This window comes from Azoarcus sp. KH32C, assembly GCF_000349945.1.
In the GTDB taxonomy this organism is placed as follows: Bacteria; Pseudomonadota; Gammaproteobacteria; order Burkholderiales; family Rhodocyclaceae; genus Aromatoleum.
The window spans coordinates 3,849,372-3,873,529 of record NC_020516.1; the positions used below are offsets into that span (position 1 = coordinate 3,849,372).

Annotated in this window: 30 protein-coding genes and 1 tRNA gene; 16 read left to right on the forward strand and 15 right to left on the reverse strand. The window is 64.7% G+C overall.

Translation table 11 applies throughout. The features are described from left to right. Positions 1-2 precede the first annotated feature (2 nt). The 4 genes from AZKH_RS17140 to AZKH_RS17155 are packed head-to-tail and all read right to left on the reverse strand — an operon-like array spanning position 3 to position 1,865. Complete coding sequence (locus AZKH_RS17140; protein WP_083903098.1) at positions 3-485, reverse strand: RDD family protein; 483 nt, start codon at positions 483-485, stop codon at positions 3-5. Continuing rightward, on the reverse strand, positions 482-937 hold the full coding sequence (locus tag AZKH_RS17145; RefSeq protein ID WP_015437055.1) for a DUF3106 domain-containing protein: 456 nt from the start codon (positions 935-937) through the stop codon (positions 482-484). Before AZKH_RS17145 ends, AZKH_RS17140 begins: the two co-directional genes overlap by 4 nt. Beyond that, positions 910-1,299 carry a DUF3619 family protein gene (locus tag AZKH_RS17150; protein WP_015437056.1) on the reverse strand — a complete coding sequence of 130 codons (390 nt, stop codon included), beginning with the start codon at positions 1,297-1,299 and terminating at the stop codon, positions 910-912. Before AZKH_RS17150 ends, AZKH_RS17145 begins: the two co-directional genes overlap by 28 nt. After that, positions 1,296-1,865 carry an RNA polymerase sigma factor gene (locus AZKH_RS17155; protein WP_070099069.1) on the reverse strand — a complete coding sequence of 190 codons (570 nt, stop codon included), beginning with the start codon at positions 1,863-1,865 and terminating at the stop codon, positions 1,296-1,298. Before AZKH_RS17155 ends, AZKH_RS17150 begins: the two co-directional genes overlap by 4 nt. A 120-nt stretch (positions 1,866-1,985) precedes the next feature. Here AZKH_RS17155 and AZKH_RS17160 point away from each other — a divergent pair, with 120 nt between their 5' ends. The 5 genes from AZKH_RS17160 (at position 1,986) to pssA (ending at position 6,915) form a co-directional block, all read left to right on the forward strand. Beyond that, on the forward strand, positions 1,986-3,695 hold the full coding sequence (locus AZKH_RS17160) for an acetolactate synthase 3 catalytic subunit (RefSeq protein WP_015437058.1): 1,710 nt from the start codon (positions 1,986-1,988) through the stop codon (positions 3,693-3,695). A gap of 23 nt (positions 3,696-3,718) precedes the next feature. Continuing rightward, positions 3,719-4,210 carry an acetolactate synthase small subunit gene (gene ilvN / locus AZKH_RS17165; protein WP_015437059.1) on the forward strand — a complete coding sequence of 164 codons (492 nt, stop codon included), beginning with the start codon at positions 3,719-3,721 and terminating at the stop codon, positions 4,208-4,210. A 93-nt stretch (positions 4,211-4,303) separates the two neighbouring features. After that, on the forward strand, positions 4,304-5,320 hold the full coding sequence (gene ilvC / locus AZKH_RS17170; protein WP_015437060.1) for a ketol-acid reductoisomerase: 1,017 nt from the start codon (positions 4,304-4,306) through the stop codon (positions 5,318-5,320). Positions 5,321-5,390: 70 nt separating this feature from the next. After that, entirely contained in the window at positions 5,391-6,041 is a 651-nt protein-coding gene (locus AZKH_RS17175; protein WP_015437061.1) for a phosphatidylserine decarboxylase, read from the forward strand. 103 nt (positions 6,042-6,144) lie between these two features. Further along, complete coding sequence (gene pssA / locus AZKH_RS17180; protein ID WP_015437062.1) at positions 6,145-6,915, forward strand: CDP-diacylglycerol--serine O-phosphatidyltransferase; 771 nt, start codon at positions 6,145-6,147, stop codon at positions 6,913-6,915. Between the two features lie 60 nt (positions 6,916-6,975). Here pssA and AZKH_RS17185 read toward each other — a convergent pair whose 3' ends face one another. From AZKH_RS17185 to AZKH_RS17195, 3 genes are read right to left on the reverse strand one after another with little or no spacing between them, the layout of a single operon-like run. Continuing rightward, complete coding sequence (locus AZKH_RS17185; RefSeq protein WP_231874423.1) at positions 6,976-8,328, reverse strand: sensor histidine kinase; 1,353 nt, start codon at positions 8,326-8,328, stop codon at positions 6,976-6,978. A 14-nt stretch (positions 8,329-8,342) separates the two neighbouring features. Beyond that, positions 8,343-9,008, reverse strand: a complete 666-nt coding sequence (locus tag AZKH_RS17190; protein ID WP_015437064.1) for a response regulator transcription factor — start codon at positions 9,006-9,008, stop codon at positions 8,343-8,345. Continuing rightward, the gene (locus AZKH_RS17195) at positions 9,008-9,346 is read right to left on the reverse strand and encodes a PepSY domain-containing protein (protein WP_015437065.1); all 339 of its coding nucleotides are present in this window, start codon (positions 9,344-9,346) and stop codon (positions 9,008-9,010) included. Before AZKH_RS17195 ends, AZKH_RS17190 begins: the two co-directional genes overlap by 1 nt. Positions 9,347-9,546: 200 nt before the next feature. Here AZKH_RS17195 and AZKH_RS17200 point away from each other — a divergent pair, with 200 nt between their 5' ends. From AZKH_RS17200 to AZKH_RS17215, 4 genes are all read left to right on the forward strand, one after another. Next, positions 9,547-9,954 carry a DUF1924 domain-containing protein gene (locus AZKH_RS17200; RefSeq protein ID WP_015437066.1) on the forward strand — a complete coding sequence of 136 codons (408 nt, stop codon included), beginning with the start codon at positions 9,547-9,549 and terminating at the stop codon, positions 9,952-9,954. An 18-nt stretch (positions 9,955-9,972) separates the two neighbouring features. Next, the gene (locus AZKH_RS17205) at positions 9,973-10,488 is read left to right on the forward strand and encodes a diheme cytochrome c (protein WP_015437067.1); all 516 of its coding nucleotides are present in this window, start codon (positions 9,973-9,975) and stop codon (positions 10,486-10,488) included. 25 nt (positions 10,489-10,513) lie between these two features. After that, on the forward strand, positions 10,514-11,233 hold the full coding sequence (locus AZKH_RS17210) for a cytochrome b/b6 domain-containing protein (RefSeq protein WP_015437068.1): 720 nt from the start codon (positions 10,514-10,516) through the stop codon (positions 11,231-11,233). 304 nt (positions 11,234-11,537) lie between these two features. Continuing rightward, complete coding sequence (locus AZKH_RS17215; RefSeq protein WP_015437069.1) at positions 11,538-13,073, forward strand: 2-isopropylmalate synthase; 1,536 nt, start codon at positions 11,538-11,540, stop codon at positions 13,071-13,073. A 5-nt stretch (positions 13,074-13,078) separates the two neighbouring features. Here the strand turns inward: AZKH_RS17215 and AZKH_RS17220 are convergent, their stop codons facing one another. Both AZKH_RS17220 and wrbA read right to left on the reverse strand, forming a co-directional pair. Beyond that, positions 13,079-13,435 carry a DUF2069 domain-containing protein gene (locus tag AZKH_RS17220; protein WP_015437070.1) on the reverse strand — a complete coding sequence of 119 codons (357 nt, stop codon included), beginning with the start codon at positions 13,433-13,435 and terminating at the stop codon, positions 13,079-13,081. After that, positions 13,435-14,031 (reverse strand): NAD(P)H:quinone oxidoreductase, encoded by a 597-nt coding sequence (wrbA, locus tag AZKH_RS17225; RefSeq protein WP_015437071.1) that lies wholly within the window; start codon positions 14,029-14,031, stop codon positions 13,435-13,437. The genes AZKH_RS17220 and wrbA overlap by 1 nt, the downstream gene beginning before the upstream one ends. Positions 14,032-14,109: 78 nt before the next feature. Here wrbA and AZKH_RS17230 point away from each other — a divergent pair, with 78 nt between their 5' ends. Continuing rightward, positions 14,110-15,360 carry a YihY family inner membrane protein gene (locus tag AZKH_RS17230; RefSeq protein WP_015437072.1) on the forward strand — a complete coding sequence of 417 codons (1,251 nt, stop codon included), beginning with the start codon at positions 14,110-14,112 and terminating at the stop codon, positions 15,358-15,360. Here the strand turns inward: AZKH_RS17230 and AZKH_RS17235 are convergent. Continuing rightward, on the reverse strand, positions 15,348-16,874 hold the full coding sequence (locus AZKH_RS17235; RefSeq protein ID WP_015437073.1) for a hypothetical protein: 1,527 nt from the start codon (positions 16,872-16,874) through the stop codon (positions 15,348-15,350). The two genes, AZKH_RS17230 and AZKH_RS17235, sit on opposite strands and share 13 nt — an antisense overlap. Before the next feature lie 195 nt (positions 16,875-17,069). On the opposite strand from AZKH_RS17235, the gene rpsP reads away from it, so the two are divergent. The 4 genes from rpsP (at position 17,070) to rplS (ending at position 19,100) form a co-directional block, all read left to right on the forward strand. Next, on the forward strand, positions 17,070-17,318 hold the full coding sequence (rpsP, locus tag AZKH_RS17240) for a 30S ribosomal protein S16 (protein WP_041656330.1): 249 nt from the start codon (positions 17,070-17,072) through the stop codon (positions 17,316-17,318). 22 nt (positions 17,319-17,340) lie between these two features. Beyond that, complete coding sequence (gene rimM / locus AZKH_RS17245; RefSeq protein WP_015437075.1) at positions 17,341-17,847, forward strand: ribosome maturation factor RimM; 507 nt, start codon at positions 17,341-17,343, stop codon at positions 17,845-17,847. 7 nt (positions 17,848-17,854) lie between these two features. Continuing rightward, a complete protein-coding gene (gene trmD, locus AZKH_RS17250) occupies positions 17,855-18,646 on the forward strand; it encodes a tRNA (guanosine(37)-N1)-methyltransferase TrmD (protein WP_015437076.1) in 792 nt (263 codons plus the stop codon). Positions 18,647-18,725: 79 nt separating this feature from the next. Beyond that, on the forward strand, positions 18,726-19,100 hold the full coding sequence (rplS, locus tag AZKH_RS17255) for a 50S ribosomal protein L19 (RefSeq protein ID WP_015437077.1): 375 nt from the start codon (positions 18,726-18,728) through the stop codon (positions 19,098-19,100). A gap of 92 nt (positions 19,101-19,192) precedes the next feature. Here the strand turns inward: rplS and AZKH_RS17260 are convergent, their stop codons facing one another. The 3 genes from AZKH_RS17260 to AZKH_RS17270 form a co-directional block, all read right to left on the reverse strand. Further along, positions 19,193-19,393 (reverse strand): NF038104 family lipoprotein, encoded by a 201-nt coding sequence (locus AZKH_RS17260; RefSeq protein WP_041657476.1) that lies wholly within the window; start codon positions 19,391-19,393, stop codon positions 19,193-19,195. An 84-nt stretch (positions 19,394-19,477) separates the two neighbouring features. Then, a tRNA-Ser gene (locus AZKH_RS17265) sits at positions 19,478-19,571 on the reverse strand. Between the two features lie 51 nt (positions 19,572-19,622). Further along, positions 19,623-20,849, reverse strand: coding sequence for an aspartate kinase (locus AZKH_RS17270; protein WP_015437078.1), 1,227 nt, complete (start codon positions 20,847-20,849; stop codon positions 19,623-19,625). Positions 20,850-21,110: 261 nt separating this feature from the next. On the opposite strand from AZKH_RS17270, the gene AZKH_RS17275 reads away from it, so the two are divergent. Then, positions 21,111-21,416 (forward strand): DNA-binding transcriptional regulator, encoded by a 306-nt coding sequence (locus AZKH_RS17275; RefSeq protein WP_015437079.1) that lies wholly within the window; start codon positions 21,111-21,113, stop codon positions 21,414-21,416. A 19-nt stretch (positions 21,417-21,435) separates the two neighbouring features. Here AZKH_RS17275 and AZKH_RS17280 read toward each other — a convergent pair whose 3' ends face one another. Then, positions 21,436-22,296 carry a radical SAM protein gene (locus AZKH_RS17280; protein WP_015437080.1) on the reverse strand — a complete coding sequence of 287 codons (861 nt, stop codon included), beginning with the start codon at positions 22,294-22,296 and terminating at the stop codon, positions 21,436-21,438. A 58-nt stretch (positions 22,297-22,354) separates the two neighbouring features. Here AZKH_RS17280 and queD point away from each other — a divergent pair, with 58 nt between their 5' ends. Next, positions 22,355-22,810: a 6-carboxytetrahydropterin synthase QueD gene (gene queD, locus AZKH_RS17285; protein ID WP_015437081.1), complete on the forward strand. Its 456-nt coding sequence runs from the start codon at positions 22,355-22,357 to the stop codon at positions 22,808-22,810. 9 nt (positions 22,811-22,819) lie between these two features. Here the strand turns inward: queD and AZKH_RS17290 are convergent, their stop codons facing one another. Beyond that, a complete protein-coding gene (locus AZKH_RS17290) occupies positions 22,820-24,157 on the reverse strand; it encodes a mechanosensitive ion channel family protein (protein WP_015437082.1) in 1,338 nt (445 codons plus the stop codon). Position 24,158: the final 1 nt, after the last annotated feature.

The following is a 24,158-nucleotide window of genomic DNA, read 5'->3' on the forward strand; positions in this document are numbered from 1 at the left end:
CGTCAGGACAACATTACGATTCGGGTCCCCGCAAGGCGGTCGTGCAGGAACTGGCGATCCCGGTCGATCAGTGCCCATGCAAGCCCGAAGCCCAGGCACAGCACCGACGGCCATGCGAGTGTATAGCGCAGCCAAGCCACCGGCAGGCTGGGCGCGCGGCCGTCGGCCGTCACCAGGCGCAGCCGCCAGGTCTGCATCGCGAGCGTCTGCCCGCGGCGACACCAATACCACAGGAAATAGGCGCCGAGCACGACGTAGAGATGCCCCCATTCCACCCAGCCGGCCGGCGTGATGTGGAAAAAAATGCCCAGCAGCAGGTAAGGCACCATGAAGGTCAGCGCCAGCACACCGAGCAGCAGCAAGGCCTCATACAACAGGCTCGCAAGCCGGCGCCGCAGGCCGGCAAGTTCCACCTGCGCGGGATGGCTGGCAATCGACACGGAAGATGGGCTGGAAGGATTCGGTCTTTCTTTCTTTTTCTTCATTCCTGGTTACCGCGCACGGGCGGCTGCTGGATGATGCGCGGTGCGCGGGGTCCCGGCTTGAGCTGGCGCTCCTCCGGGGGAATGCTCTGGTAATGCTGCCATAACTCCTGCAGCGACTCGCGCCGGTCAGGCGGAATGTTGCGGAGGGTCCGGTATTGGTCACGCGCGCGCGCGCGCTGCTCGGGCTTGAGCGTGGCCCAGTCCCGCATGCGGGCGCGGATCCGCGCCTGCTCCTCGGGCGTCAGCCGCGGGTAGCGGTCCGCCATACCGAGCCAGCGCTGCCGCTGCACGTCGTCGAGATCATTCCAGTCGTCGGCGAGCGGCGCAAGTACCTCCTTCTGGCCGGAAGACAAAGCCTGCCACCGCGGCGCTCCGATCGCGGTCACCGCCGCGTCCACAGGCATCGCAAGCCACAGCGCGGCGATCAGGACCGCGAATCGTCCTGCAGCCATGCCTTGAAGTCCTTGTCGAGATAAGCGTCGATGGGCAGGTCGTCGATCAGCAGCGCCATGTCGACATCCTGCAGGCTCGCCACGCGCGACCACGTCACGTAGTAATCGCCGGCAAAAAGCACCGCGAGGAGCAGCACCGCGACCGCGGCCGGGCGTGCCACGGGCGGAATCAGCCCGCGCACCAGCGCAGGCATCGCGAGCCGAGCGAGAAGCCCCGGACGCGGACGATGAGCGGCCAGCGCCTGTTCGCGCGCAAGGCGCAGACGCTCCCCGATACGGTCGTCGACATCGCGCGCGCCTGCCGACAGATGCGCAGCCATGCGCCGCGCAAGCCTTTCCTCGTTGAAATCCTGCGTCTTCATAGCACAATTCCTTTGGCTCTGAGGGCCGCTGCCAGCGTCTGCGTTGCGCGCGAGCAATGCGTCTTGACGCTCCCTTCCGAACAACCCATCGCAGCAGCGGTCTCGGCGATATCCATCTCTTGCCAATAACGCATGAGGAAGGCTTCGCGTTGACGATTGGGCAGGCGTGCAATCTCGCGCTCGATCGCCTCGAGCACCCGCGCCTGCTCGTACTGCCGATGCGGCGTATCCGGTTGATCGCCTTCCGGAATCCCCGCGATGGTGTCGAGCGGATCGTTGTCTGCATCCTCCTCGCCGTCGCCGACGAAAGATGACAGCAGCGTCGTCCACGCGTTGCGCACCTTCTGGCGACGCAGCGCGTCATAGATGACGTTCTGCAGAATGCGCTGGAACAGCATCGGGTATTCGTTGGCCGGCCGGTCGCCGTAGCTCACCGACAGCTTGAGCATCGCGTCCTGCACCGCATCCAGCGCCGCGTCCTCGTTGCGCAGAGCGTATACCGCCTGCTTGAACGCACGCTTTTCGATTCCTTGGAGGAATGCGGAGAGTTCTGCCCGGAAAGCCAGCTGGAAGTCCTTGTGAAGACCGGTCTATCCGCCGCCTGTTGCGTCGCCGCGGCAGCCTTGACCAATTACCGTGTGCCCGGTAACGTTCTCTGTTTGGAACGTGATAATAGCGAGTTTGCAATGGTGCTGACTGGTGCGGAAATTGTAATCAGGTGTCTGCAGGAAGAAAAGGTCGAGTATGTGTTCGGCTACCCGGGCGGCGCAGTCCTCTACATTTATGACGCGCTGTTCAACCAGGACAAGGTACGCCACATCCTGGTACGCCACGAACAGGCCGCAGTACACGCCGCCGACGGTTTCGCCCGCAGCACCGAGCAGGTCGGTGTCGCACTCGTGACCTCCGGCCCCGGCGCCACCAACGCGGTCACCGGTATCGCCACCGCGTATTGCGACTCCATTCCGCTCGTCATCATCAGCGGCCAGGTCCCCACCGCCGCGATCGGCCAGGACGCGTTCCAGGAAGTCGATACGGTCGGCATCACCCGTCCCTGCGTGAAGCATAACTTCCTGGTGAAGGACGTTCGCGACATCGCCAGCACCATCAAGAAGGCCTTCTATCTCGCGAAGAGCGGCCGCCCCGGCCCCGTGCTGGTCGACATCCCCAAGGATGTCAGCATGCACAAGTGCGAATTCGAGTATCCCAAGGAAATCTCGATGCGCTCCTACAACCCGGTGGTCAAGGGCCATCAGGGTCAGATCCGCAAGGCCGTGCAGCTGCTGCTCGAAGCCAAGCGCCCGATGATCTACACCGGCGGCGGCGTCGTGCTCGCGAATGCTGCGGAACAGCTCACCAAGCTCACGCGCCTGCTCGGCTTCCCGATCACCAACACGCTGATGGGCCTCGGCGGCTATCCCGCGAGCGACCGCCAGTACCTCGGCATGCCCGGCATGCACGGCACCTACGAAGCGAACATGGCGATGCACTACAGCGACGTGCTGCTCGCCGTCGGCGCCCGCTTCGACGACCGCGTCATCGGCAACCCGGCGCACTTCGCCGAAGAGCCGCGCAAGATCATCCACGTGGATATCGACCCCTCGTCGATCTCGAAGCGCGTCAAGGTCGATGTGCCGATCGTCGGCGACCTGAAGGAAGTGCTCGAAGAGATGATCCGCCAGTTGGAGGCCGGCGCCGCCCGCCCGAACCCGGAGGTCGTCGGCGCGTGGTGGAAGCAGGTCGACGAGTGGCGCAGCCGCGACTGCATGAAGTACAAGAACTCCAGCGAGATCATCAAGCCGCAGTTCGTCATCCAGAAGCTTTGGGAAGTCACCGGCGGTGATGCGATCGTCACCTCCGACGTCGGCCAGCACCAGATGTGGGCCTCGCAGTACTACCGCTTCGACAAGCCGCGCCGCTGGCTCAACTCCGGCGGCCTCGGCACGATGGGCGTCGGCCTGCCTTACGCGATGGGCGCCCAGCTCGCGCACCCGGACAGGCAGGTCGCCTGCGTGACCGGCGAAGCCTCGATCCAGATGAACATCCAGGAACTGTCGACCTGCAAGCAGTTCCGCCTGCCGATCAAGATCTGCAACCTGAACAACCGCTACCTCGGCATGGTGCGCCAGTGGCAGCAGCTCTTCCATGGCGAGCGCTATTCCGAGTCCTACATGGATTCGCTGCCCGACTTCGCCAAGCTCGCCGAAGCCTATGGTCACGTCGGCCTGAAGATCGAGCGCCCGTCGGACGTCGAAGGCGCGCTGCGCGAGGCCTTCGCGCGCAAGAACGATCTCGTCTTCCTCGACTTCCAGATCGACCAGACCGAAAACGTCTACCCGATGGTCCAGGGCGGCAAGGGCCTCACCGAAATGATCCTGTCCGCAGAAGACCTGTAAGAATCGAGACCAGAGAACAATCAATGAGACACGTCATCTCCCTGCTGATCGAGAACGAATCGGGCGCCCTGTCGCGCGTGTCGGGCCTGTTTTCGGCCCGCGGCTACAACATCGAATCGCTGACCGTGGCGCCGACCGAAGACGCCTCGATGTCGCGAATGACCATCGTCACCACCGGCTCGGACGACATCATCGAGCAGATCACCAAGCAGCTCAACAAGCTGGTCGAGGTGGTCAAGGTGGTCGACATTTCTGAAGCCGCGCATATCGAGCGCGAGCTGATGCTCGTCAAGGTCCGCGCAACCGGCAAGGACCGCGAGGAGATGAAGCGCATGTCGGAGATCTTCCGCGCGCGGATTATCGACGTCACCGAGGCGTCCTATGTCGTCGAGCTGACCGGCAACCAGTCGAAGCTCGACGCCTTCATCAACGCCATCGACCCGGCGCTGATCCTGGAAACCGTGCGCTCCGGCGTCTGCGGCGTCGGCCGCGGCGACCGCATCCTGAAACTCTGAGCCCGGCAACCAGCATTTTGCGACCGACGCCGCCGCCAGTATCATGGCGGCCGTCGCGAAGAAATCCCCACCGAAATTGAAGAAAGGAACAACATGAAAGTCTATTACGACAAGGACGCCGACCTCTCCCTGATCAAGGGCAAGAAGATCTCCATCATTGGCTACGGCTCCCAGGGTCACGCCCACGCGCAGAATCTGAAGGATTCCGGCTGCAAGGTCACCGTCGGCCTGCGCAAGGACGGCGCGTCGTGGAAGAAGGCCGAAGCGGCCGGCCTGAAGGTCGAGGAAGTCGCCAAGGCGGTCAAGGGCGCCGATGTCGTCATGATCCTGCTGCCGGACGAGAACATCCCGGGCGTGTACTACAACGACATCGAGCCGAACATCAAGAAGGGCGCGACGCTCGCCTTCGCACACGGCTTCAACGTGCACTACAACCAGGTCGTGCCGCGCGACGACCTCGACGTGATCATGGTCGCCCCGAAGGGCCCCGGCCACACCGTGCGTTCCGAGTACCTGAAGGGTGGCGGCGTGCCGTCGCTCATCGCCGTGCACCAGGACCGTTCGGGCAAGGCCAAGGACATCGCCCTGTCCTACGCTGCTGCCAACGGCGGCACCAAGGGTGGCGTGATCGAGACCAACTTCCGTGAAGAGACCGAGACCGACCTCTTCGGCGAACAGGCCGTGCTGTGCGGCGGCGCCGTCGAACTCGTCAAGATGGGCTTCGAGACGCTGACCGAAGCCGGCTACGCGCCCGAAATGGCCTACTTCGAGTGCCTGCACGAGCTCAAGCTGATCGTCGACCTGATGTACGAAGGCGGCATCGCGAACATGAACTACTCGATCTCGAACAACGCCGAATACGGCGAGTACGTGACCGGACCGGAAGTCATCAACGCCCAATCGCGCGAAGCGATGCGCGCAGCACTGAAGCGCATCCAGAGCGGTGAGTACGCGAAGATGTTCATCCAGGAAGGCAAGACCAACTATCCTTCGATGACCGCGCGTCGTCGCCTGAACGCTGCCCACGCGATCGAACAGGTCGGTGGCCAGCTGCGCGACATGATGCCGTGGATCAAGAAGAACAAGCTGGTCGACCAGTCCAAGAACTGAGTCGGATCGGCATCATTCAAGCCGGGTTCCGCGCTACGCCGGAACCCGGCTTTTTCATTCTGCGAATACCATGGCCAACAACAACTACCCTCATCCCATTCTCGCCCGTGAAGGCTGGCCCTTCATCGCCCTGGCGCTGGTGATCACGCTGGTGATCCAAAGCACTGCCGGCTTCCTGCTGGCCCTGCCTTTCTGGATCCTGCTCGCCTTCGTCGTGCAGTTCTTCCGCGACCCGCCGCGCCCCATCCCGCAAGGCGCGAAAGACGTGCTCTCGCCCGCCGACGGCCGCATCGTCGCGATCGAACCCGTGCGCGACCCCTACCTCGACCGCGACTGCCTGAAGATCAGCGTGTTCATGAACGTGTTCAACGTCCACTCGAACCGCAGCCCTGTGGACGGCGAAGTCGTCCAGCGTTGGTACAACGCCGGCCGCTTTGTGAATGCGGCACTCGACAAGGCATCGATCGAGAACGAACGCAATGCGCTGCACCTGCGCACGCGCGACGGCATGGACGTCACTTGTGTCCAGGTCGCCGGCCTGATCGCCCGCCGGATCCTGTGCTATGTCGAAGCCGGTGCCCAGCTGGCCCGCGGACAGCGCTACGGCTTCATCCGCTTCGGCTCACGCGTCGATCTGTATCTGCCCGTGGGTACCCGCGCGCGCGTCACGATCGGCGACAAGGTCTCGGCCTCGAGCACGGTGCTCGCCGAACTGCCCTGACGTCATTCGACGCAGGCCGATGCGCCACCGTCATCTCGGCCGCACGGCCCTGCGTTAGAATCGACATCCCAGCGCTCTCGCCAAAGCAGGAATGTCATAATTCATGCCACTGATTTCAAACGAAAAACGTCGCCGCGGCATCTACATTCTGCCCAATCTCTTCACCACCGCCGCGCTATTTGCCGGCTTCTACGCGATCGTGCAGGCGATGAACCTGCGCTTCGAGTCGGCCGCGGTCGCAATCTTCGTCGCGATGGTGCTCGACGGCCTCGACGGCCGGGTTGCGCGTCTGACCCGCACGCAGAGCGCCTTCGGCGCCGAATACGATTCGCTGTCGGACATGGTGTCCTTCGGCGCGGCGCCGGCGCTGGTGGTGTATGAATGGGCGCTCAAGGACACCGGCAAGTTCGGCTGGATCGCGGCCTTCATCTACTGCGCCGGCGCCGCGCTGCGCCTCGCCCGCTTCAACACCAACATCGATGTCATCGACAAGCGCTACTTCCAGGGCCTGCCGAGCCCGGCTGCCGCGGCGCTGGTTGCCGGACTGGTCTGGGTCGTCACCGATGTCGGCCTTGCGGGCCAGGATGTTCGCTGGCTGGCCGGGATCTTGACGATCTTCGCGGGCCTCTCGATGGTCAGCAACGTGCTCTTCTGGAGCGGCAAGGACATCAACCTGCGCAAGAGCGTGCCCTTCATCGTCGTGATCGCGCTGGTGATGGCGTTTGCGCTGGTTTCGAGCTACCCGCCGGGGGTGCTGTTCGCGCTATTCCTCGCCTATGCCTGCTCGGGCTATGTGATGTTCGTACTGCGCCTGCGCAAGAGCCAGCAGGAACCCAAGCCTCAGCAGGCCCCGCCCACCGACAACGCCGAGTGAGGGTGGGCCCGTGCCGCTCGCGGTGCGGAACGCCCCTCCTCCCTGCCGGCCGCCCCGACATCAGGCGGCCGGCAGGTTCAGCACCGCGCGCAGGCCGCCCGCAGGCGACTGGTCGAGAACCACGTCCCCGCTATAGAGCTGCGCGAGATCCCGCACGATTCCCAGGCCGAGTCCAGACCCCGGGACCTGCTCGTCCGCTCGCACGCCGCGGGCAAACACCGCATCGCGCTGATCGGCAGACAGGCCGGGACCATCGTCGTCGATGACGATTCGCAGCCCTTTCCCCTCCTCCGTCAACACGAGCTCGACGCGCCGGCGCGCCCACTTGCAGGCGTTGTCGAGCAGGTTTCCGAGCATCTCGTGCAGGTCCTGCTCCTCACCGCGAAACGCAGCTCCGGGCGTGAGCTCGCTGATCGTAATGTCGAGCCGGCGGTCGGCATGCACACGCTGCATCACCCGCACCAGCCCTTCGATGACCGGTTTCAGCGGCGTACGTAGTCCGGGCAATTGCACCGCGGCTGCGGCCCGGGCGCGGGCCAAGTGGTAATCGACCTGCCTCCGCGCCGTCGCGACCTGCTCGCAGACGAGTTGCGCGAGCGGCCCCTCTTCGCGCGCTGCGGCGTTACCGAGCACGGCAAGCGGCGTCTTGACGGCGTGGGCCAGATTGCCGGCCTGGGTGCGAGCGCGCAAGACGATTTCGGCCTCATGCTCGAGCAGCGCATTGAGCTCGTGGACCATCGGGGCGATTTCGGACGGATACTCCCCTTCGAGCCGCCGGCTGCGGCCCGCGCCGATTTCCGCCAGAGCCGCACGCAGGCGGCGCAGCGGATCCAGCCCGACGGTAACCTGGATCGCCACGCTGCCGACGAGCCCCAAGGCAAGCACGCCCAGGCTGACCGCAAGCAGGCTGACGAACTCACGCACCGGTTCGGAAACGTCCGATGCGTTGGCGGCGACGATCAGGCGCAAGGGGCGTTCGGACTGCTCGCCGAGCGTCACGACCCGCTCCATTGCGATCAGTTTCGCGCCGTCTGGCCCCGCTATCGGATGACGGTGCACCTCCCCGTCGGCCAGATGATCCTCGGGCACAGTCAGGCGCCCATCCCACAAGGAACGCGACCGCAAGGGCGCCGGCTCCGGGCTGCTGCCGAGGACGTCGACCTGCCAGTAGAGTCCCGAATACGGTTTGCGCATGCGCGGATCGCTCAATTCCGCGCGCAGGACGACGCCGCCCGGAGGCGTCGCATCGATGTTTGCCGCGAGCTGATCGAGATGGTGCGACAACTCGGTATCGAAACGCTCTGTGACGTGGGCGCGGAACAGGTCTGCCAGCACGACGCCGGTAAGCGTCAGCGCGACCGCGATCCATAACACGCTCCCGGCAAGGAGCCGGGCCCGCAGGGAGCGAGCCACCAAATTCGCCACTTTCACGTCGGCGCGCCGAGCCGATAGCCGAGCCCCCGGACGGTTTCGATCAGCCCGGGCGGAAGCTTCTTGCGCAGCCGCGCGACGAAGACTTCGATCGTATTCGAATCGCGGTCGAAATCCTGGGCATAAAGATGCTCGGTGAGCTCGCTGCGCGAGATGACTTCGCCGCTGTGATGCATCAGGTAGGCAAGCAGCCGCAGTTCGAGGCCGGTCAGGGCGACCGGGTGGCCGTCGCAGGTAACGCGGCCGCTACGCGTATCGAGCCGCACGGACCCGCACACCAGTTCCGGGCTGGCATGGCCGCCCGCACCGCGGCGGATCAGGGCGCGCAGTCGTGCGAGCAGCTCTTCCATGTGAAAGGGCTTGGTCAGGTAATCGTCGGCTCCGGCATCGATGCCCACGACCTTCTCGTGCCAGTTGTCTCGCGCCGTCAGGATCAGCACCGGCATCGCGCGACCGGCCGCCCGCCACTGGCGCAGCACCGTCAGGCCGTCCATCTGCGGCAGGCCGAGGTCGAGCACCACAGCATCGAAGGGCTCGACCTGGCCCATGAACTCCGCGTCGCGCCCGTTGCCTGCGACATCCACCGCATAGCCCGCGTCGCCGATCGCCTCGGCGAGTTGGCGGGCCAGCACGGCCTCGTCCTCTACCACCAGAATCCGCATCAGCGCGCTCCTCCCTCGTCACGGGCCCCAGACGCTCCAGGTCCTTTCTTGCCGAGAATCGTGCCATCCCGCGCGTCGACCTCGAGCTTGACGAGCGAGCCGCCGCGCATCAGCCAGCGCAGTTCGTAGATCCAGCGATCATGCTCGCGCTCGAGCTCCACCTCGATGACCTTGCCGGGATACGCCCGCTCGACTTTCTCGATGATGGCGTGCAAAGGCAGCACCTCGCCGCGCTCGAGCGCCGACCGTGCGCGATCGTGATCCTCGCCATCCGCCGACGCAGCCCCCGATGCCGCGATCGCGCCCACCAGTGCCGCCGCGGCCCACATCTTTCTCATCACATCTCCTGTCGAGCCTGCCTCACGTTCGCAACCTTTGCACTTGCTTCAGACGATGAGAGCTTCGTCGCCGTTCTACCTCACGGGAGCTGAACGGAAGGTGAACGCCGGCTTCACCTTCCGTTCATGGACTGCCGCGCAAAGTGGGCGTCACTTACCTGTTACCCACGACTGAACCGCCGTCAGGAGAACGCAATCAAATGTCACCACTCCGCATCGCAACTCCAATCCTCGCGCTACTCCTCTCGTTGCCCGTGCATGCGGAGACACCGAAAGATTTCCTCGAACGCTACCAGACCGAGGCACGTCAAGGCGCCCCGTCCTTCGCCGCTTCCGCCGAGCGCGGCCAGACCTTCTTCAACACGGTCCGCGACAGGGACTGGAGCTGTGCCAGCTGCCATACGCGCAACCCGGCTGCGACCGGCAAGCACGCAACGACCGGCAAAGTGATCGAGCCCATGGCGCCGGCCGCCAACCCCGAGCGCTTCGTCAGCGAACGCACGGTCGAAAAATGGTTCACGCGCAACTGCAAGGACGTCCTCGGACGCGTGTGCAGCCCAGCCGAAAAGGCCGACGTGATCGCCTATCTGCTCAGCATCTCCCGCTAACCCATGAGGACCAGGACCATGACTTCAAGATATTCGACCCGCGCGCTGCAGGCAATCTTCATCTTCGTTATTGGCGGGATCGGCGGCACGGTCGCGCTTGCCGACGAAGACAAGGTGGGACGCGCAGTAGCCTCCCCACCGGCCTATCGCAGCGAATGTGGCAGCTGCCATACGCCCTTTCCGCCGGGACTGCTATCGGCCGGCTCATGGCGCGCCGTAATGGGCGGACTCGACAAGCACTTCGGCTCGGACGCGAGCCTCGATCCGGCCACGGCGGCCGACATCACGAAGTTCCTCGTCGCCAACGCCGGCGCACGCGACACGAGCGGCGCCGACGGCAAACCGCTGCTGCGCATCACCGACACACGCTGGTTCCAGCGCGAGCACCGCGACGGCCATGACGGCATCACGTCGGGCATCTTCCGCTCCGCCGCCGTCAAGAGCCCCGCGAACTGCGGCGCCTGCCATCGCGGTGCCGCCGACGGCGACTTCGGCGAACGCAACATCCGCATCCCGCTCCAGCCCTCGCGCTGAGGCTCACCCCAATCGGAGAACGATCATGTCTACCACCGCCCAAGCCGGCACAGTGACGTCCGGCACCGCCGATCGCACATCGGCATCCGTCCGCGTCTGGGATATCCCGACCCGCGTCTTCCACTGGAGCTTTGCGGCGAGTTTCGCCGGCGCCTGGCTCACATCCGAATCCGAGCGACTGCGCGACCTGCATGTGATGCTCGGCTACACCTTCGCCGCACTGCTCGTATTCCGTATCGTGTGGGGATTCGTCGGCAGCCGCTATGCGCGCTTCTCGAGCTTCGCCACGTCACCGGCCGGGGTCATGCGCTACCTGCGCTCCTTGCTGTCGCGCACGCCCGAGCATCACCTCGGGCACAATCCCGCGGGCGCGATCGCCATCTTCGCGATGCTCGCGTGCGGTGCCTTGATCGCCGTGAGCGGCTACGCCACTTATCAAGACTTCGGCGGAGAACTGTTCGAAGAGCTGCACGAGGCGGTCGCAACCGGCATGCTCGCCCTGGTGGTCATCCACATCGCCGGCGTCGTCGTCAGCAGCCTGTTGCATCACGAAAACCTGGCTCGGGCAATGATCACTGGCCGCAAGGAAGGCAGTGCCGGGCAGGGCATCACCCGCAGTCATGCCTTTATCGGCGCCCTGCTCGTGGCGGCACTCGTCGGCGCATGGTGGTCGTGGCAAGCAGGCATCGCCCCCGACCTTCTGCCATCGGGCGGCAGCAGTATTGAACGGCAGCACGATGACTGACCGCAACGCTGACCTCCGCGCCGGGCGATAGACGACTGCAATCCCGTCGATCATCCCCGCCGAGAACCGGCCGTATTGCCTTCCCGCAAACGGCCGGTTTATAGTCTTGCCATGACTTCCGAACGCGACCTCTCCCTCCTGTCGCTTCGCCTTCTGCCGGCGGGCCTGCTGCTGCTCGGCCCGCTGCTGCGCCCCGCGCGCTAAAAATACCCCACCCTTCCTGTCGTTCGTATGTCGCCCGTGCAAGCGCACAGGCCGTTTGTCATACCCGCTTCCCGAACCCACACTCCAGCAGGAGCCGACGATGAAAGAACAATTGATCATTTTCGATACCACCTTGCGTGACGGCGAACAAAGCCCCGGTGCCTCGATGACGCGCGACGAGAAGCTGCGCATCGCCCGCCAGCTCGAACGCATGCGAGTGGACGTTATTGAAGCGGGCTTTCCCGCCGCGTCGAACGGCGATTTCGAGTCGGTGCGCGCGATCGCCGAAGTGATCAAGGAGTCGACGGTCTGCGCGCTGGCCCGCGCCAACGAAAACGACATCCGCCGCTCGGGCGAAGCGATCCGGCCCGCCGCGCGAGGCCGCATCCACACCTTCATTGCCACCAGCCCGATCCACATGGAGAAGAAGCTCAGGATGACACCCGACCAGGTTGTCGAGCAGGCCGTGAAGGCGATCGGCTGGGCCAAGGAATACACCGACGACATCGAGTTCTCGGCCGAGGACGCGGGCCGCTCGGAGATCGACTTCCTGTGCCGCATCTTCGAAGCGGTCATCAAGGCCGGCGCGAAGACCATCAACGTGCCGGACACCGTCGGCTACAACGTTCCGGAGCAATACGCCGCGACGATCCGCACGCTGATCGAGCGCGTGCCGAATTCCGACAAGGTCGTCTGGTCGGTGCACTGCCACAACGACCTCGGGCTCGCGGTCGCAAACTCGCTTGCCGCGGTGATGGCCGGTGCGCGCCAGGTCGAATGCACGATCAACGGACTCGGCGAACGGGCTGGCAATGCCTCGCTCGAAGAGGTCGTCATGGCGGTGCGAACCCGCCAGGACGTCTTCCCGTGCGACACGCAAATCGACTCGACGCAGATCGTGCCGGCCTCGAAGCTCGTCTCCGGCGTCACCGGCTTCCCGGTGCAGCCCAACAAGGCGATCGTCGGCGCGAACGCCTTTGCCCACGAGTCGGGTATCCACCAGGACGGCGTGCTCAAGCACCGCGAGACCTACGAGATCATGCGCGCCGAGGACGTCGGCTGGGGCGCCAACAAGCTCGTGCTCGGCAAGCACTCGGGCCGCAACGCCTTCCGCACCCGGCTGCAGGAGATCGGCATCGTCATCGAGTCCGAAGAGCTCCTCAACCATGCCTTCACACGCTTCAAGGAACTTGCCGACAAGAAGCACGAGATCTTCGACGAGGATCTTCATGCGCTGATGAGCGACGAGATCGTCACGCCCGACCAGGAACACTACCGGCTCGTCGCCTCGCGCTTCCACTCCGAGACCGGCGAGACGCCGCGGGCGGAACTGACACTCTCGATCGGCGGACATGAGACGCGCACCGACGCAGAGGGTTCGGGTCCGGTCGACGCCGCCTTCAAGGCGATCGAAGCGGTCGCGAAGAGCGGCACGGAGCTGCTGCTATATTCCGTGAATGCGATCACCACCGGCACCGACGCCCAGGGTGAGGTGACCGTGCGCCTCGCACAGGACGGCAAGGTCGTCAATGGCCAGGGGGCGGACACCGACATCATCGTCGCTTCCGCGAAAGCCTATCTCAATGCGCTCAACAAGCTGCACGACAAGTTCGAGAAGCTGAACCCTCAGCTGTAATCCCGTCAGGATGCGCGCGTCTGCCGCGAAGGAGCGGTGACGCGCGCATACAGCAGCGCCGCGACGAAGAGCAGCGCGGCGATCACCGCCTCGCCGATCGCCAGCGCCCCGGTCAGTCCCGCATCGGTCGCCCGCACGACACCTTCGACCAGATACAGCAGCACGAGCATCGACAACCACTGGTAGGTATAGCGGCGCCCCTTCAGCACGCCGAACAGCGCTCCCATCAGCGGCAGCGCCTTCAGCGTCATCCACGATCCGCCCGGCCGCAGCGGCGCAAGCCACGCCTCCCACAGCACGCACAGCGCGATCAACGATACCAGCAGGATGCCGGCGGCAAGGTTCAGACTGCGTGCGTTCATCATGCGTCCACTAGCTTCAACGCGACGCGGGCGAGCCTTCGCCCGAGCGCGACCGCCAGTTCGATTTCGTCCCCGGCCAGCCCAGCCGCGCCGTCGGGCCCCGCGACATGACTCGCGCCGTAAGGCGTTCCACCGCCTCGTGTGCGATTGAGCGCGGGCTCGGTGTAGGGCAAACCGACGAGCAGCATGCCGTGATGCAGCAACGGCACCATCATCGTCAGCAGCGTCGCCTCCTGGCCACCGTGCTGGCTCGCGGTCGATGTGAACACTGCCGCCGGCTTCCCCGCAAGCGTGCCGTTCACCCACTGCCCGGCGAGGCCGTCGAGAAAGTATTTCATCGGTGCCGCCATGTTGCCGAAGCGCGTCGGACTGCCGAGCGCGATGCCGACACATTCCTCCAGATCCCGCGCCTCGACATAGGGCGGCCCGGACGCCGGAATATCGCCCTCGACCGCCTCGCACACCGTCGATACCCGCGGCACGGTGCGCACGCGCGCTGCCGCACCCGGCACCTGATGGATTCCCCGCGCGACATGCTCTGCAAGCGCCCGCACGGAACCGCGATGGCTGTAATAAAGTACGAGGATTTCTTTCATCTGCGCGGATGGGGATCGAATTGCGGCATTATAACCGCCCCTCCCGCCGCGCCTCTCCTCGCTCCCCGCCTGCATCACATGCCGTTAAGACCCCTGCGCGACTTCGCACACCTCCTCGCCCGCCAATTCGTCGCCAACCGCTGCCCGCAAGTCGCAGGCAGCCTCGCCTTCACGACGCTGCTGGCAATCGTTCCGCTGGTCACCGTCGTCATCGCGCTGTTCAGCAATTTCCCCGCGTTCTCCTCGCTCGGCGTATCGCTGAAGACCTTCCTGCTCGAGAACCTGCTGCCGGATCGCGCCGGCAAGATCATCGCGACCTACGCCTTCCAGTTCTCGCAGAAGGCCGCAAAGCTCACGCTGATCGGCACCGGCGCGCTGGTCGTCACCGCGCTGATGCTGTTGATGACCATCGACCGCGTGTTCAACCAGATCTGGGGTGTGCGCCGCCCCCGCCCGCTGCTGACGCGACTTACCGTGCATTGGTTCACCCTCACGCTGGGCCCGGTCGCACTCGGCGCCACCGCGCTGGCGACCGGCCACCTCGTCGCGACCTCGGTAGCGATGGTCGGCAACACCTCCTGGCTTGCCGAGTTCTCATCGACCGGAGTCTCGTCGGCCCTGCTGTGCGCGCTCTTCACCTTCCTTTACTACGGCGTGCCCAACCACCCCGTACGCCCCAGCCACGCGCTTTGTGGCGGCATTGCGGCGACAGGCTTCTTCCTGCTGATGCAGCAACTCTTCGGCCTCTTCATCTCGCGCATCCCCACCTATACGCTGATCTACGGGACTTTCGCGACGCTGCCGATCTTCCTGCTGTGGCTGTATCTGTCCTGGGTCGTCATCCTGCTCGGCGCGATCATCGTCGCATCGCTGCCGTGCTTCTTCGAACGCACGCGCATCGCCCCGCCCTTTCCCGGCGATCGCGCCTGGACCGCCGTCACGATGCTGGTCGCGCTCGCCGAAGCCCAGTGCATCGGGCGCCCGCTCGCATTCGAAGCGCTGCTCGAACGCGCACGCATCGGCAGCCACGACGGCGAACAACTGCTCGGAGAACTCCGCGATGCGGGCTGGGTCGCCCAGACCGAAGACGGCGAATGGCTATTGAGCCGCAATTCCGCCGACATCGGCCTTGCAGCTGTCATCTCCCGCTTCGCCCTGTCGCCCGCCGATTGGCGCAGCGTGGGCAACGACCGCATCGCGAGCGATACCGCCCTCCGCCTGGAGACGGCGCTGCGCACGGCGGACCAGCCGATTTCCGTGCTTGCGGGGCTGCTCCGGGCCACTCCGACCGAAGCTCAGGAACTCGCCGCCGACGCTCAGATCGGGTAAGGGTCGACCTCGTACTGAAAGAGCTCGATGTTCGCGGTCTGCATGTCCAGGCTCAGCACCCGGGCTTGCGCCACGTACAAGTGCTCGCCTTCATGGACGAGCACGAAGCGGCGCGACGAATAGGTACCCGCCGGCGCCAGGATCGCGGAATTGCGCCTCAGCGCTGTCACGGGCGGCAGCAGCAAGGCCGGCGTGGTACTGCGCGCGTCCGCGCCGCGAAACGCGATCGACACCGGCGTACCCGTCTGAGACAGCACCTGCAGGCCGAGTTCGACCTGTTCGGGGTTCTCGCTGCGAATCCAGCGCACGATGCAGATCGACCACGGGTGCGCCGCATCGCGCCGCAGTGCAACGGCCATGCCGGCACTGAGACTCGCCGACAAGCCGCCGACCGACATGATCGCGTAGCCCCCGGGGCTCTCGTTGTACACCATCCATTCGCCGATACGGCTGGACGTGGCGCCCGGCCGCGCCACCTCCCAGATCGCCCGCAAGCCTGCGCACACCTGGACGGAATACTGATGAGGCCGCCGCGGCTGCACCCGATTCGGCGGCTGTGCCCAGCGGTCGCGCATCCGGACCATCACCGACAGCGCCTCGACCAGCGTCAGACCCAGCGGCAAGTCCGACAAATCCGGTTCCAGCAGTTCGCCGTCGCGTTCGAGCCCCGAAGCGACCGCTTCCGTTTCGCTCTCGTTGAGCTTATCGACCTGAGCCGCGAGCAGTCGCGACATTCCGAAGGCCGAAAAATGCAGCAGTTCGGACGATGCCGGGGCAGGATTGCGCACCATTGCGACCGGCGGAGCATCCTCGGAAGGATTGACCCAGAAAGAGGACGCAACCGGCGCAATGGCCAGACGCGAAAGCACCGCCTCGTCGGCCAGCGCCTGCAGATACTCCGTAGCCCAACTGAGCTCGCGCGGCGTCAGGCTCTCGGGTTGCAGCACCGACAGCGCGAACATGCGCTTCAACTGGTAGGCCGCCTCTCCGGCGCGCGTCTCGCGGCGCGCTGTCAGCACGGCGTCGAGTCCGTCGCCTGCGCCGGCGATATCGTAGGCACAGCGCCACAGCCCCGCCGGCGCGGCGGCACCGCCCATCGCCGACAGCACGAAAGCCTCGTGCACGACGGCGAGCGCGCGCGCCACCAGCACCTCCGGATCCGCACGCCGCACGGGCCGCCAGCGCTCGCGCGCCATCTCGGCGATCCGCCACATGCCGCGAGCGACATCGAGCAGCGCCGCAACCAGTTCGCTCGTCGCACCGTGCAGTTCGCGCGACAAAGGCAGGGCCGCGCTCAGCAGCCGCGGCTTGACGCGATCGCACAGGTCCGCGACGCGCAGTTCGAACTGCTCGATGCATTGCTGATACAACGGCCCCGCCACCTCCGGCTCGGGCAAGCGACCGAAGTACTGGCGCAGATTGGCCAAGTCCGCCACCGGATCGTCGGCCGGCTCGCTCGCCAGCCACTCCATCACGGGGGTCATCTGCACGGACACGGATTGAGGCAAGGGCATCTGGGGCGAGTATCTTCGGATATGCTGACCATTCTATTCAAGAACGGCCCCAATATGGGCGCGCCGCACTATCACACTGCGTACGGGACGAGGCTCGACAGGACAGTCGAGGAGCGCCCTGTCAGCGCCCTTGTCCATCGCCCGCTTTTCCCCTACAATTGCCTGCTTTTCGCACCCATTTATCAGGACACCCAAATGGTCGTCATTCGCCTTGCCCGTGGTGGCGCCAAAAAGCGCCCGTTCTACAACATCGTCGCTGCCGACTCGCGCAACCGTCGCGATGGCCGCTTCATCGAGCGCGTTGGTTTCTACAACCCGATGGCCTCCAGTTCCGCACAGGGCCTCGTGATCAACGCCGAGCGCCTGGCCTTCTGGCAGCAAAACGGTGCCCAGCTGTCGCCGACCGTCGCACGCTTGGCCAAGCAGGCCGCCAAGGCTGCCTGATCAACCTGCGCCGTTCGCAGTCATGATCATACTGGGGCGCATTGTCGCCCCTTTTGGCGTCAAGGGCTGGGTCAAGATTCATCCCTTCGGGGATGATCCGCTGTCCTGGGGCGACATGCCCCAGTGGTGGCTGGCCGAGCAGACGGATGCGCCGGCCGAAGCTTGGCAGGGCATCAAGCTCACCGGGTTCCGCGAACACGGTTCGGGACTGATCGCCAGCTTCGAAGGGGTCGTCGACCGCAACGCGGCCGAAGCCCTGCAGGGACGCTACATTGCAGCACCGCGCGAAGCACTGCCTGAACCCGACGCGGACGAGTTTTACTGGGGCGACCTGATCGGACTCGGCGTCGTCAATCAGGCCGGCGAAGCGCTCGGCACGGTCGAAGCAATGATGTCGACCGGCGCCCACGACGTATTGCAGATTCGCGACGGCGACACCGAACGATTGATCCCGTTCGTCGCCGCCTACGTACTGGATGTGGATCTGACGAACCGGACGATCCGGGTCGATTGGCAAAAGGATTGGTGAAACAAGGGTGAGCGCAGCTGCCGCCGCAAGGCGCTTCGATGTCGTCACCCTGTTCCCGGAGATGTTCGCGGCACTCACCGCCAGCGGCATCACCCGGCGAGCACTGGAACGCGGACTCTACGAGATCGCATTCCACAGCCCGCGGGATTTCGTGGACAATCCGCACCGCACGGTGGACGACCGCCCCTACGGCGGCGGCCCCGGGATGGTGATGCTGCCCGACCCGCTGAAGCAGGCGATCGCCCGCGCCAGAGCCGCACAGGAAGCATTGACCGGCGCCGCCGGGCGCGTGATCTACTTGTCGCCACAAGGTCGACGATTGGACCACGCAAAGGTACTGGAATTGACCGCACTGCCGTCCCTGACACTGCTGTGCGGACGTTATGAAGGCATCGACCAGCGACTGATCGACCGCCACGTCGATGAAGAAATCTCGCTCGGCGACTTCGTGCTGTCGGGCGGGGAATTGCCGGCAATGGTGCTGCTCGACGCGATCGTGCGCCACCTACCCGGCGCACTGAACGATGCCGATTCGGCGCAGGAAGACTCGTTCGTGGATGGGCTGCTCGACTGCCCGCACTACACGAGACCGGAAGTTTACGAAGGCGAGCAGGTGCCGCAGGTCCTGCTCTCCGGCAATCACGCCGCGATTCGTCGCTGGCGGCTGAAGCAGGCCCTCGGCAGGACTTGGCAAAGACGCCCGGATCTGCTCAACGGGCGTCGCCTCAGCAAGGAAGAATTGTCACTGCTTGAAGAATTCAAGCGGGAGCAAGCAGGGGCCGAAGGCGGCAACGCCTGAACGCCCGAATACAAAACCGCGCGCATCAGGCACGTACCTGCTCTGCCGCGAGGCCAAGTGCCATTGACAGGAGCTGCAAATGAACCTGATTCAACTGCTCGAGCAGGAAGAAATCGCCCGCCTGAACAAGACCATCCCCGAGTTCGCCCCCGGCGACACCGTCGTGGTGCAAGTGAAGGTGAAGGAAGGTACGCGTGAACGTCTCCAGGCCTACGAAGGCGTGGTGATCGCAAAGCGCAACCGTGGCCTGAACTCCAACTTCATCGTGCGCAAGATCTCCTCGGGCGAAGGCGTGGAACGTACGTTCCAGACCTACTCGCCGCTGGTCGACAGCATCGAAGTCAAGCGTCGCGGCGACGTTCGCCGTGCCAAGCTCTACTACCTGCGCGACCGCTCCGGCAAGTCCGCACGGATCAAGGAAAAGCTCAACTACAAGGCCATCGCCGCCAAGTAACAGGCATTCCAGCCAGTCGCACGAACGGGCCCCGCGGGGCCCGTTTTTTATGTCCATACCGGTCAGGAAAGCCTCTCGAGCAAGCCTCCTCCTCAGTCCGACTTCTTCTCCTGCTTGTCGTGCTTGTCGTCGCCGTCGGGAATGATCGCGTCCGCCGCCGCGCCGACGACTTTCGCGCCGACCTTGACGGTCGTCGCGACGACAGTGACCGCCGCATCGGCAACGACGAACAGCGAGCAGCCGCTCAGCAGCAGACTGATGACGAACGCGGGAAATGCGTATCTGATTTTCATTGGGGCAACTCGCGGAAACAGGAAAACGAAAAGCGGCGGCGAAAAGACAAAACCCGCGACAAGCGCGGGTTCGGTCATTTCGACTGGCGGAGAGTGAGGGATTCGAACCCTCGATACGAGTTTTAGCCCGTATGCTCCCTTAGCAGGGGAGTGCCTTCGACCTCTCGGCCAACTCTCCATCGTCAGAGCCCTACATCATAGCGATCTGTGAGCTACTGGTCAAACCTTATTATTCGCCGGCTTCGAGATTGAAGGCCTTGTGCAGCACGCGCACGGCGAGTTCGAGGTACTTTTCCTCGATCGCGACCGAGATCTTGATTTCCGAGGTCGAGATCATCTGGATGTTGATACCCTCTTCGGCCAGCGTGCGGAACATCATCGACGCGACGCCCGGATGCGAGCGCATGCCGACGCCGACGATCGACACCTTGGCCATCGTCTTGTCGCTGGCGATCGCGCGCGCGCCGATGTGCGCCTTGACGCCTTCGAGCACCTTGACGGCCTTGTCGAGGTCGCCGCGGCTGACGGTGAACGAGAAGTCCGTCGTGCCGTCGTGCCCGACATTTTGAATGATCATGTCGACATCGATGTTCGCGTCCGCGACCGGCCCCAGGATCTGGTAAGCGATGCCGGGCTTGTCGGGCACGCCGAGCACCGTGAGCTTGGCCTCGTCGCGATTGAAGGCGATGCCGGAGATGACGGGTTGTTCCATGTTCTGATCTTCCTCAACAGTGATGAGCGTGCCCTCGCCTTCCTCCTCGAAGCTGGACAGGACGCGCAACTTGACCTTGTACTTGCCGGCAAATTCGACCGAGCGGATCTGCAGCACCTTCGATCCGAGGCTCGCGAGCTCGAGCATCTCCTCGAAGGTGATCTTGTCGAGTTTGCGAGCTTCCGGGACGACGCGCGGGTCGGTGGTGTAGACGCCGTCGACGTCCGTATAGATCTGGCATTCGTCGGCCTTCAGCGCCGCAGCCAGCGCCACGCCGGTGGTATCGGAACCGCCGCGGCCGAGCGTGGTGATGTTGCCGTGTTCGTCCACACCCTGGAAGCCGGCGACCACGACGATGTTGCCGTCATCGAGATCCTTCTTGATCGGGGCCTCGTCGATATTGAGGATGCGTGCCTTGGTGTGCGCACTGTCGGTCAGGATGCGCACCTGTCCGCCGGTGTAGCTCTTCGCCTTGACGCCGATGTCGTGCAACGCCATGCACAGCAGGCCGATCGTGACCTGCTCGCCGGTCGACACGACCACATCCAGTTCGCGGGGATCGGGGCTCGCGGCGACATCCTTGGTCAGCGCGATCAGGCGGTTGGTCTCGCCGCTCATCGCGGAAACCACCACCACGACCTGATTGCCGACCGCCTGGAACTTCGCCACCTTGCGAGCGACGTTTTTGATGCGTTCCGGGTTGCCCACGGAGGTGCCACCGTACTTCTGAACTATCAGTGCCATCGTCGTATCCAAGTGACTGTGGATAAAACGAAACATTCTAACGAAAGCCACGGATTTTTGCTGACTCAATCCCTCCGTAGAGGTCAAGCACGGCTTCTCCCCGTATTGATTGCGGTTAACCCCCGCTGTGACATTTTTTTAATTGTATTTGCACGGGATAGTAATCTATACTTGGATCACCGTACGACTTAAGTCGTAGGAGCACGAAAGTGCGTAGCCGATGCACATATCGCAATTGATTTCACAACAGAGGACCCAGTCATGAAAAGCAACGAAACCTTCGATGTCCGCGAGATCCGCCGCAAGCTCGGCATGAATCAGTCGCAGTTCTGGTCGAAGATCGGTGTTACCCAGAGCGGTGGCTCGCGCTATGAAAGCGGTCGTAATATCCCCCGTCCCGTGCAGGCACTGCTCCGCCTCGTGCACATCGAGCAGATCGACATCAGCAAGGTCAAGAAGGAAGACGTCGAAGTGGCTGAGTTCCTGAAGGCCTCGAACCCCGAAATGTTCAAGACCCTGAAGAAGGAAGCTCGCGCGAAGCGCAAGGAACAGACGAAGTCGCGGTAATCGGCCTTGCAGCCGACATTCAAGGGCTGACGCGGACCGTCAGCCCTTTCTTACGTATACGGTCGGCGATCGACTCAAGCTCTTCGGGCGAGAGCGGCGAGACGCGCTGCGCTTCCGGCTGCATCGACGGCCGCGCGACACCGTACAACAGTACGCCCGCCAATCGTTCCACGCCTGCCAGTTCGAGCACGTGCAGATAGGCATCCAGCTCTTGGTCCGTCGGCAGTTGGCCGTCCCAACGGAACATGCAGGTCTGGACCCAGGTCGCGCAGAGCGCAGCGCTCGTCTGTAGCCGCCGGGCGACCGCGGCCGGATCGAGCGACACCCCGTTGATGCGGCGCGTCGCGGCATTGCTACCGGCATCGACCTTGAACCAGACCTCGCCTCCGGCCTCACCCAGATGGCGTACGCCCTCACGCACGGTGCTGCGGCCCATCAGGCTGCCGTTGGTGATGAGGCGCAGCGGCACGCCCGTCAGACCGAATTGCGCACGCAGCCGCGCGGCCACCTCGACGGCATCGGCAAACTCGGCGGCACTCGTGGGCTCGCCATTGCCGGAGAAGGCGATGTCGCGGATCACGCGCAGCCCTTCCGGGACGTGCTGCATCATGTAGTCGCCATGCACGAGGGCGTCCAGGAATCCGCGGAGCTCGCTTTCGAGCACTGCGAGATCGATCTTCGGAGCGGTGCCGCGGACCAGATCCGGCACCTGGCAGTAGACGCAGTGCCAGTTGCAGGCGTTGTTCGGGTTGAGGTTGATCCCGACCGACACGCCGCCCGCGCGGCGCGAGAGCACGGGATAGACGTAGGTCAGTCCGGCGAAGTCGCGGTCGTGGTTGCGGGTGCTGAGTTGGGTGTCGCTGGCGGACATGGTCGTCATCGGGAGTCGGTTTTGGGGCGAATGTTATAATCCCGCCCTTGTACTTGCGAGGTCAATCATGCGCATCACCCGCCGACTGGAATTCGACGCCGGACACCGGATTCCGGATCATGCCAGTCAATGCCGGCATCTTCACGGCCACCGCTACGCGCTCGAGATCACCTTGTCGGGTGGCGTCATCGACGCGGCGGGCCAGCCCGTCAATGGCATGGTGATGGATTTCGCCGACGTGAAGGCGGTCGCCAAGACGCATATCGTCGACGTCTGGGACCACGCTTTCCTCGCGTATCGCGGGGACCGGGCGGTCATCGACTTCCTCGCGTCGATGCCGGGGCACAAGACGGTGGTGCTCGATTGCGTGCCGACGGCGGAGAACCTCGCGCGCGAGGCCTTCCGCATTCTCGATCCGCTGTATCGCGACGCCTATGGCAACCAGCTGCGGCTGGAGCGCGTGCGCCTCTTCGAGACGCCGAACTGCTGGGCGGACGCGCTGCGCGAAGACGCCGCCGACTAGCACCTGGCCTCAGCCGCCCCCGGCTGTCGCTGCCGCGGCGGCCGTTTCCGCCGGCAGCGCAGCAGCCACCTCGCCCGGCACCAGACGCACTTCACGCTGCGGGAAGGGAATCTCGATGCCTTCGCGGCGGAAGCTGCGCCACACCGCCAGATTGATTTCGGAGATGACGCCGAGCGTGCCCTCCTGCGGATCCGACACCCACACCGAGAGCCGCAGGTCGATGCCGTTGTCGCCGAAACTGACGACGAAGGCCTTCGGCGCGGGATCGGGCAGGACGCGCGGCTGGGCCTGCGCCGCCTCGACGAGGATCGCGAGCGCACGCTCCAGATCCGTCGAATAGCTCACTTGGAAATTGACCGGCACGGCGATGCGGGTGTCGGTGTAAGTCTCGTTCTGGACCACCGACCCGACCAGGGTCTCGTTCGGCACCAGCGATTCGACGCCGTTGGAGGCGCGCAGCACGGTGTAGCGGGTGTTGATCTGCGTGACGACGCCACGTTCGGCACCGACGGTGATGAGGCTGCCGATCCGCAGCGAGCGGTCCAGCAGGATGATGAAGCCGGACACGTAGTTCGCGGCGATCTTCTGCAGACCGAAGCCGAGGCCGACGCCGAGCGCGCCGCCGAAGACCGACAGCGTCGTCAGGTTGATGCCGACCATCGGCAGCGCGACCAGCACCGCGACGACGAGCAGTAGGGCCTTCGCGACGCGCAGCAGCACGAGGCGCACGCTGTCGTCGAGTCCGGCCGCCGCGCTGAGGCGACGCTCGAGCGCACCGGCCGCCCATAGCGCGATGAGCAGCGAGACGAGCACCATCGCCACGCCCTGCAGCAAGACCAGCAGCGACAGCTTCTGCGAGCCGGTATTGAAGGAGACGCTGTCGAGCGCATCGAGCACCTCGGGCAGCCAGCCGAGGATGTGCAGCGCGAACACCGCCCACGCGAGCGATGCGAACACGCGCTCAAAGCTCGCAAGCCAGGTCGCCCAACCGATCGCGCGCCGGACGGCGAAGACGACGAGCCGGATCGCCGCGAAAGACGTCAGCAGCGGTACCGCGAGGTTGAGCAGATGGACGTTGTGGTACTTGTGCAGCACGGCGCGCGCGGCGAACACGACGGCCAGCGCGGTCAGCGGGAAGAGCACGCGCCGCAGGCCGCTGCGGCTCAGGCGGCGCATGCGCGATTCGTCGTCGGTGGCCTCGCCGACGCGGCGCAATGCCGCGCGTTCGACGACCCACGCGATTCCCAGGCTGAAGAGAATGGCACCGATCTGCCACAGCACGACCGGGCTCTGCAGGTCGCTCCAGATGTCGGTGAGCATCGCGGCGACGCGGATTTCTTCATTCATC

Excerpts from the sequence above, each read along its gene's own strand:
- AZKH_RS17140 (WP_083903098.1), bottom strand. The coding sequence starts at position 485 with ATGAAGAAAAAGAAAGAAAGACCGAATCCTTCCAGCCCATCTTCCGTG.
- AZKH_RS17145 (WP_015437055.1), bottom strand. The coding sequence starts at position 937 with ATGGCTGCAGGACGATTCGCGGTCCTGATCGCCGCGCTGTGGCTTGCG.
- AZKH_RS17150 (WP_015437056.1), bottom strand. The coding sequence starts at position 1,299 with ATGAAGACGCAGGATTTCAACGAGGAAAGGCTTGCGCGGCGCATGGCT.
- AZKH_RS17160 (WP_015437058.1), top strand. The coding sequence starts at position 1,986 with ATGGTGCTGACTGGTGCGGAAATTGTAATCAGGTGTCTGCAGGAAGAA.
- ilvN (WP_015437059.1), top strand. The coding sequence starts at position 3,719 with ATGAGACACGTCATCTCCCTGCTGATCGAGAACGAATCGGGCGCCCTG.
- ilvC (WP_015437060.1), top strand. The coding sequence starts at position 4,304 with ATGAAAGTCTATTACGACAAGGACGCCGACCTCTCCCTGATCAAGGGC.
- AZKH_RS17175 (WP_015437061.1), top strand. The coding sequence starts at position 5,391 with ATGGCCAACAACAACTACCCTCATCCCATTCTCGCCCGTGAAGGCTGG.
- pssA (WP_015437062.1), top strand. The coding sequence starts at position 6,145 with ATGCCACTGATTTCAAACGAAAAACGTCGCCGCGGCATCTACATTCTG.
- AZKH_RS17190 (WP_015437064.1), bottom strand. The coding sequence starts at position 9,008 with ATGCGGATTCTGGTGGTAGAGGACGAGGCCGTGCTGGCCCGCCAACTC.
- AZKH_RS17195 (WP_015437065.1), bottom strand. The coding sequence starts at position 9,346 with ATGAGAAAGATGTGGGCCGCGGCGGCACTGGTGGGCGCGATCGCGGCA.
- AZKH_RS17200 (WP_015437066.1), top strand. The coding sequence starts at position 9,547 with ATGTCACCACTCCGCATCGCAACTCCAATCCTCGCGCTACTCCTCTCG.
- AZKH_RS17205 (WP_015437067.1), top strand. The coding sequence starts at position 9,973 with ATGACTTCAAGATATTCGACCCGCGCGCTGCAGGCAATCTTCATCTTC.
- AZKH_RS17210 (WP_015437068.1), top strand. The coding sequence starts at position 10,514 with ATGTCTACCACCGCCCAAGCCGGCACAGTGACGTCCGGCACCGCCGAT.
- AZKH_RS17215 (WP_015437069.1), top strand. The coding sequence starts at position 11,538 with ATGAAAGAACAATTGATCATTTTCGATACCACCTTGCGTGACGGCGAA.
- AZKH_RS17220 (WP_015437070.1), bottom strand. The coding sequence starts at position 13,435 with ATGAACGCACGCAGTCTGAACCTTGCCGCCGGCATCCTGCTGGTATCG.
- wrbA (WP_015437071.1), bottom strand. The coding sequence starts at position 14,031 with ATGAAAGAAATCCTCGTACTTTATTACAGCCATCGCGGTTCCGTGCGG.
- AZKH_RS17230 (WP_015437072.1), top strand. The coding sequence starts at position 14,110 with ATGCCGTTAAGACCCCTGCGCGACTTCGCACACCTCCTCGCCCGCCAA.
- AZKH_RS17235 (WP_015437073.1), bottom strand. The coding sequence starts at position 16,874 with ATGCCCTTGCCTCAATCCGTGTCCGTGCAGATGACCCCCGTGATGGAG.
- rpsP (WP_041656330.1), top strand. The coding sequence starts at position 17,070 with ATGGTCGTCATTCGCCTTGCCCGTGGTGGCGCCAAAAAGCGCCCGTTC.
- rimM (WP_015437075.1), top strand. The coding sequence starts at position 17,341 with ATGATCATACTGGGGCGCATTGTCGCCCCTTTTGGCGTCAAGGGCTGG.
- rplS (WP_015437077.1), top strand. The coding sequence starts at position 18,726 with ATGAACCTGATTCAACTGCTCGAGCAGGAAGAAATCGCCCGCCTGAAC.
- AZKH_RS17260 (WP_041657476.1), bottom strand. The coding sequence starts at position 19,393 with ATGAAAATCAGATACGCATTTCCCGCGTTCGTCATCAGTCTGCTGCTG.
- AZKH_RS17270 (WP_015437078.1), bottom strand. The coding sequence starts at position 20,849 with ATGGCACTGATAGTTCAGAAGTACGGTGGCACCTCCGTGGGCAACCCG.
- AZKH_RS17275 (WP_015437079.1), top strand. The coding sequence starts at position 21,111 with ATGAAAAGCAACGAAACCTTCGATGTCCGCGAGATCCGCCGCAAGCTC.
- AZKH_RS17280 (WP_015437080.1), bottom strand. The coding sequence starts at position 22,296 with ATGACGACCATGTCCGCCAGCGACACCCAACTCAGCACCCGCAACCAC.
- queD (WP_015437081.1), top strand. The coding sequence starts at position 22,355 with ATGCGCATCACCCGCCGACTGGAATTCGACGCCGGACACCGGATTCCG.
- AZKH_RS17290 (WP_015437082.1), bottom strand. The coding sequence starts at position 24,157 with ATGAATGAAGAAATCCGCGTCGCCGCGATGCTCACCGACATCTGGAGC.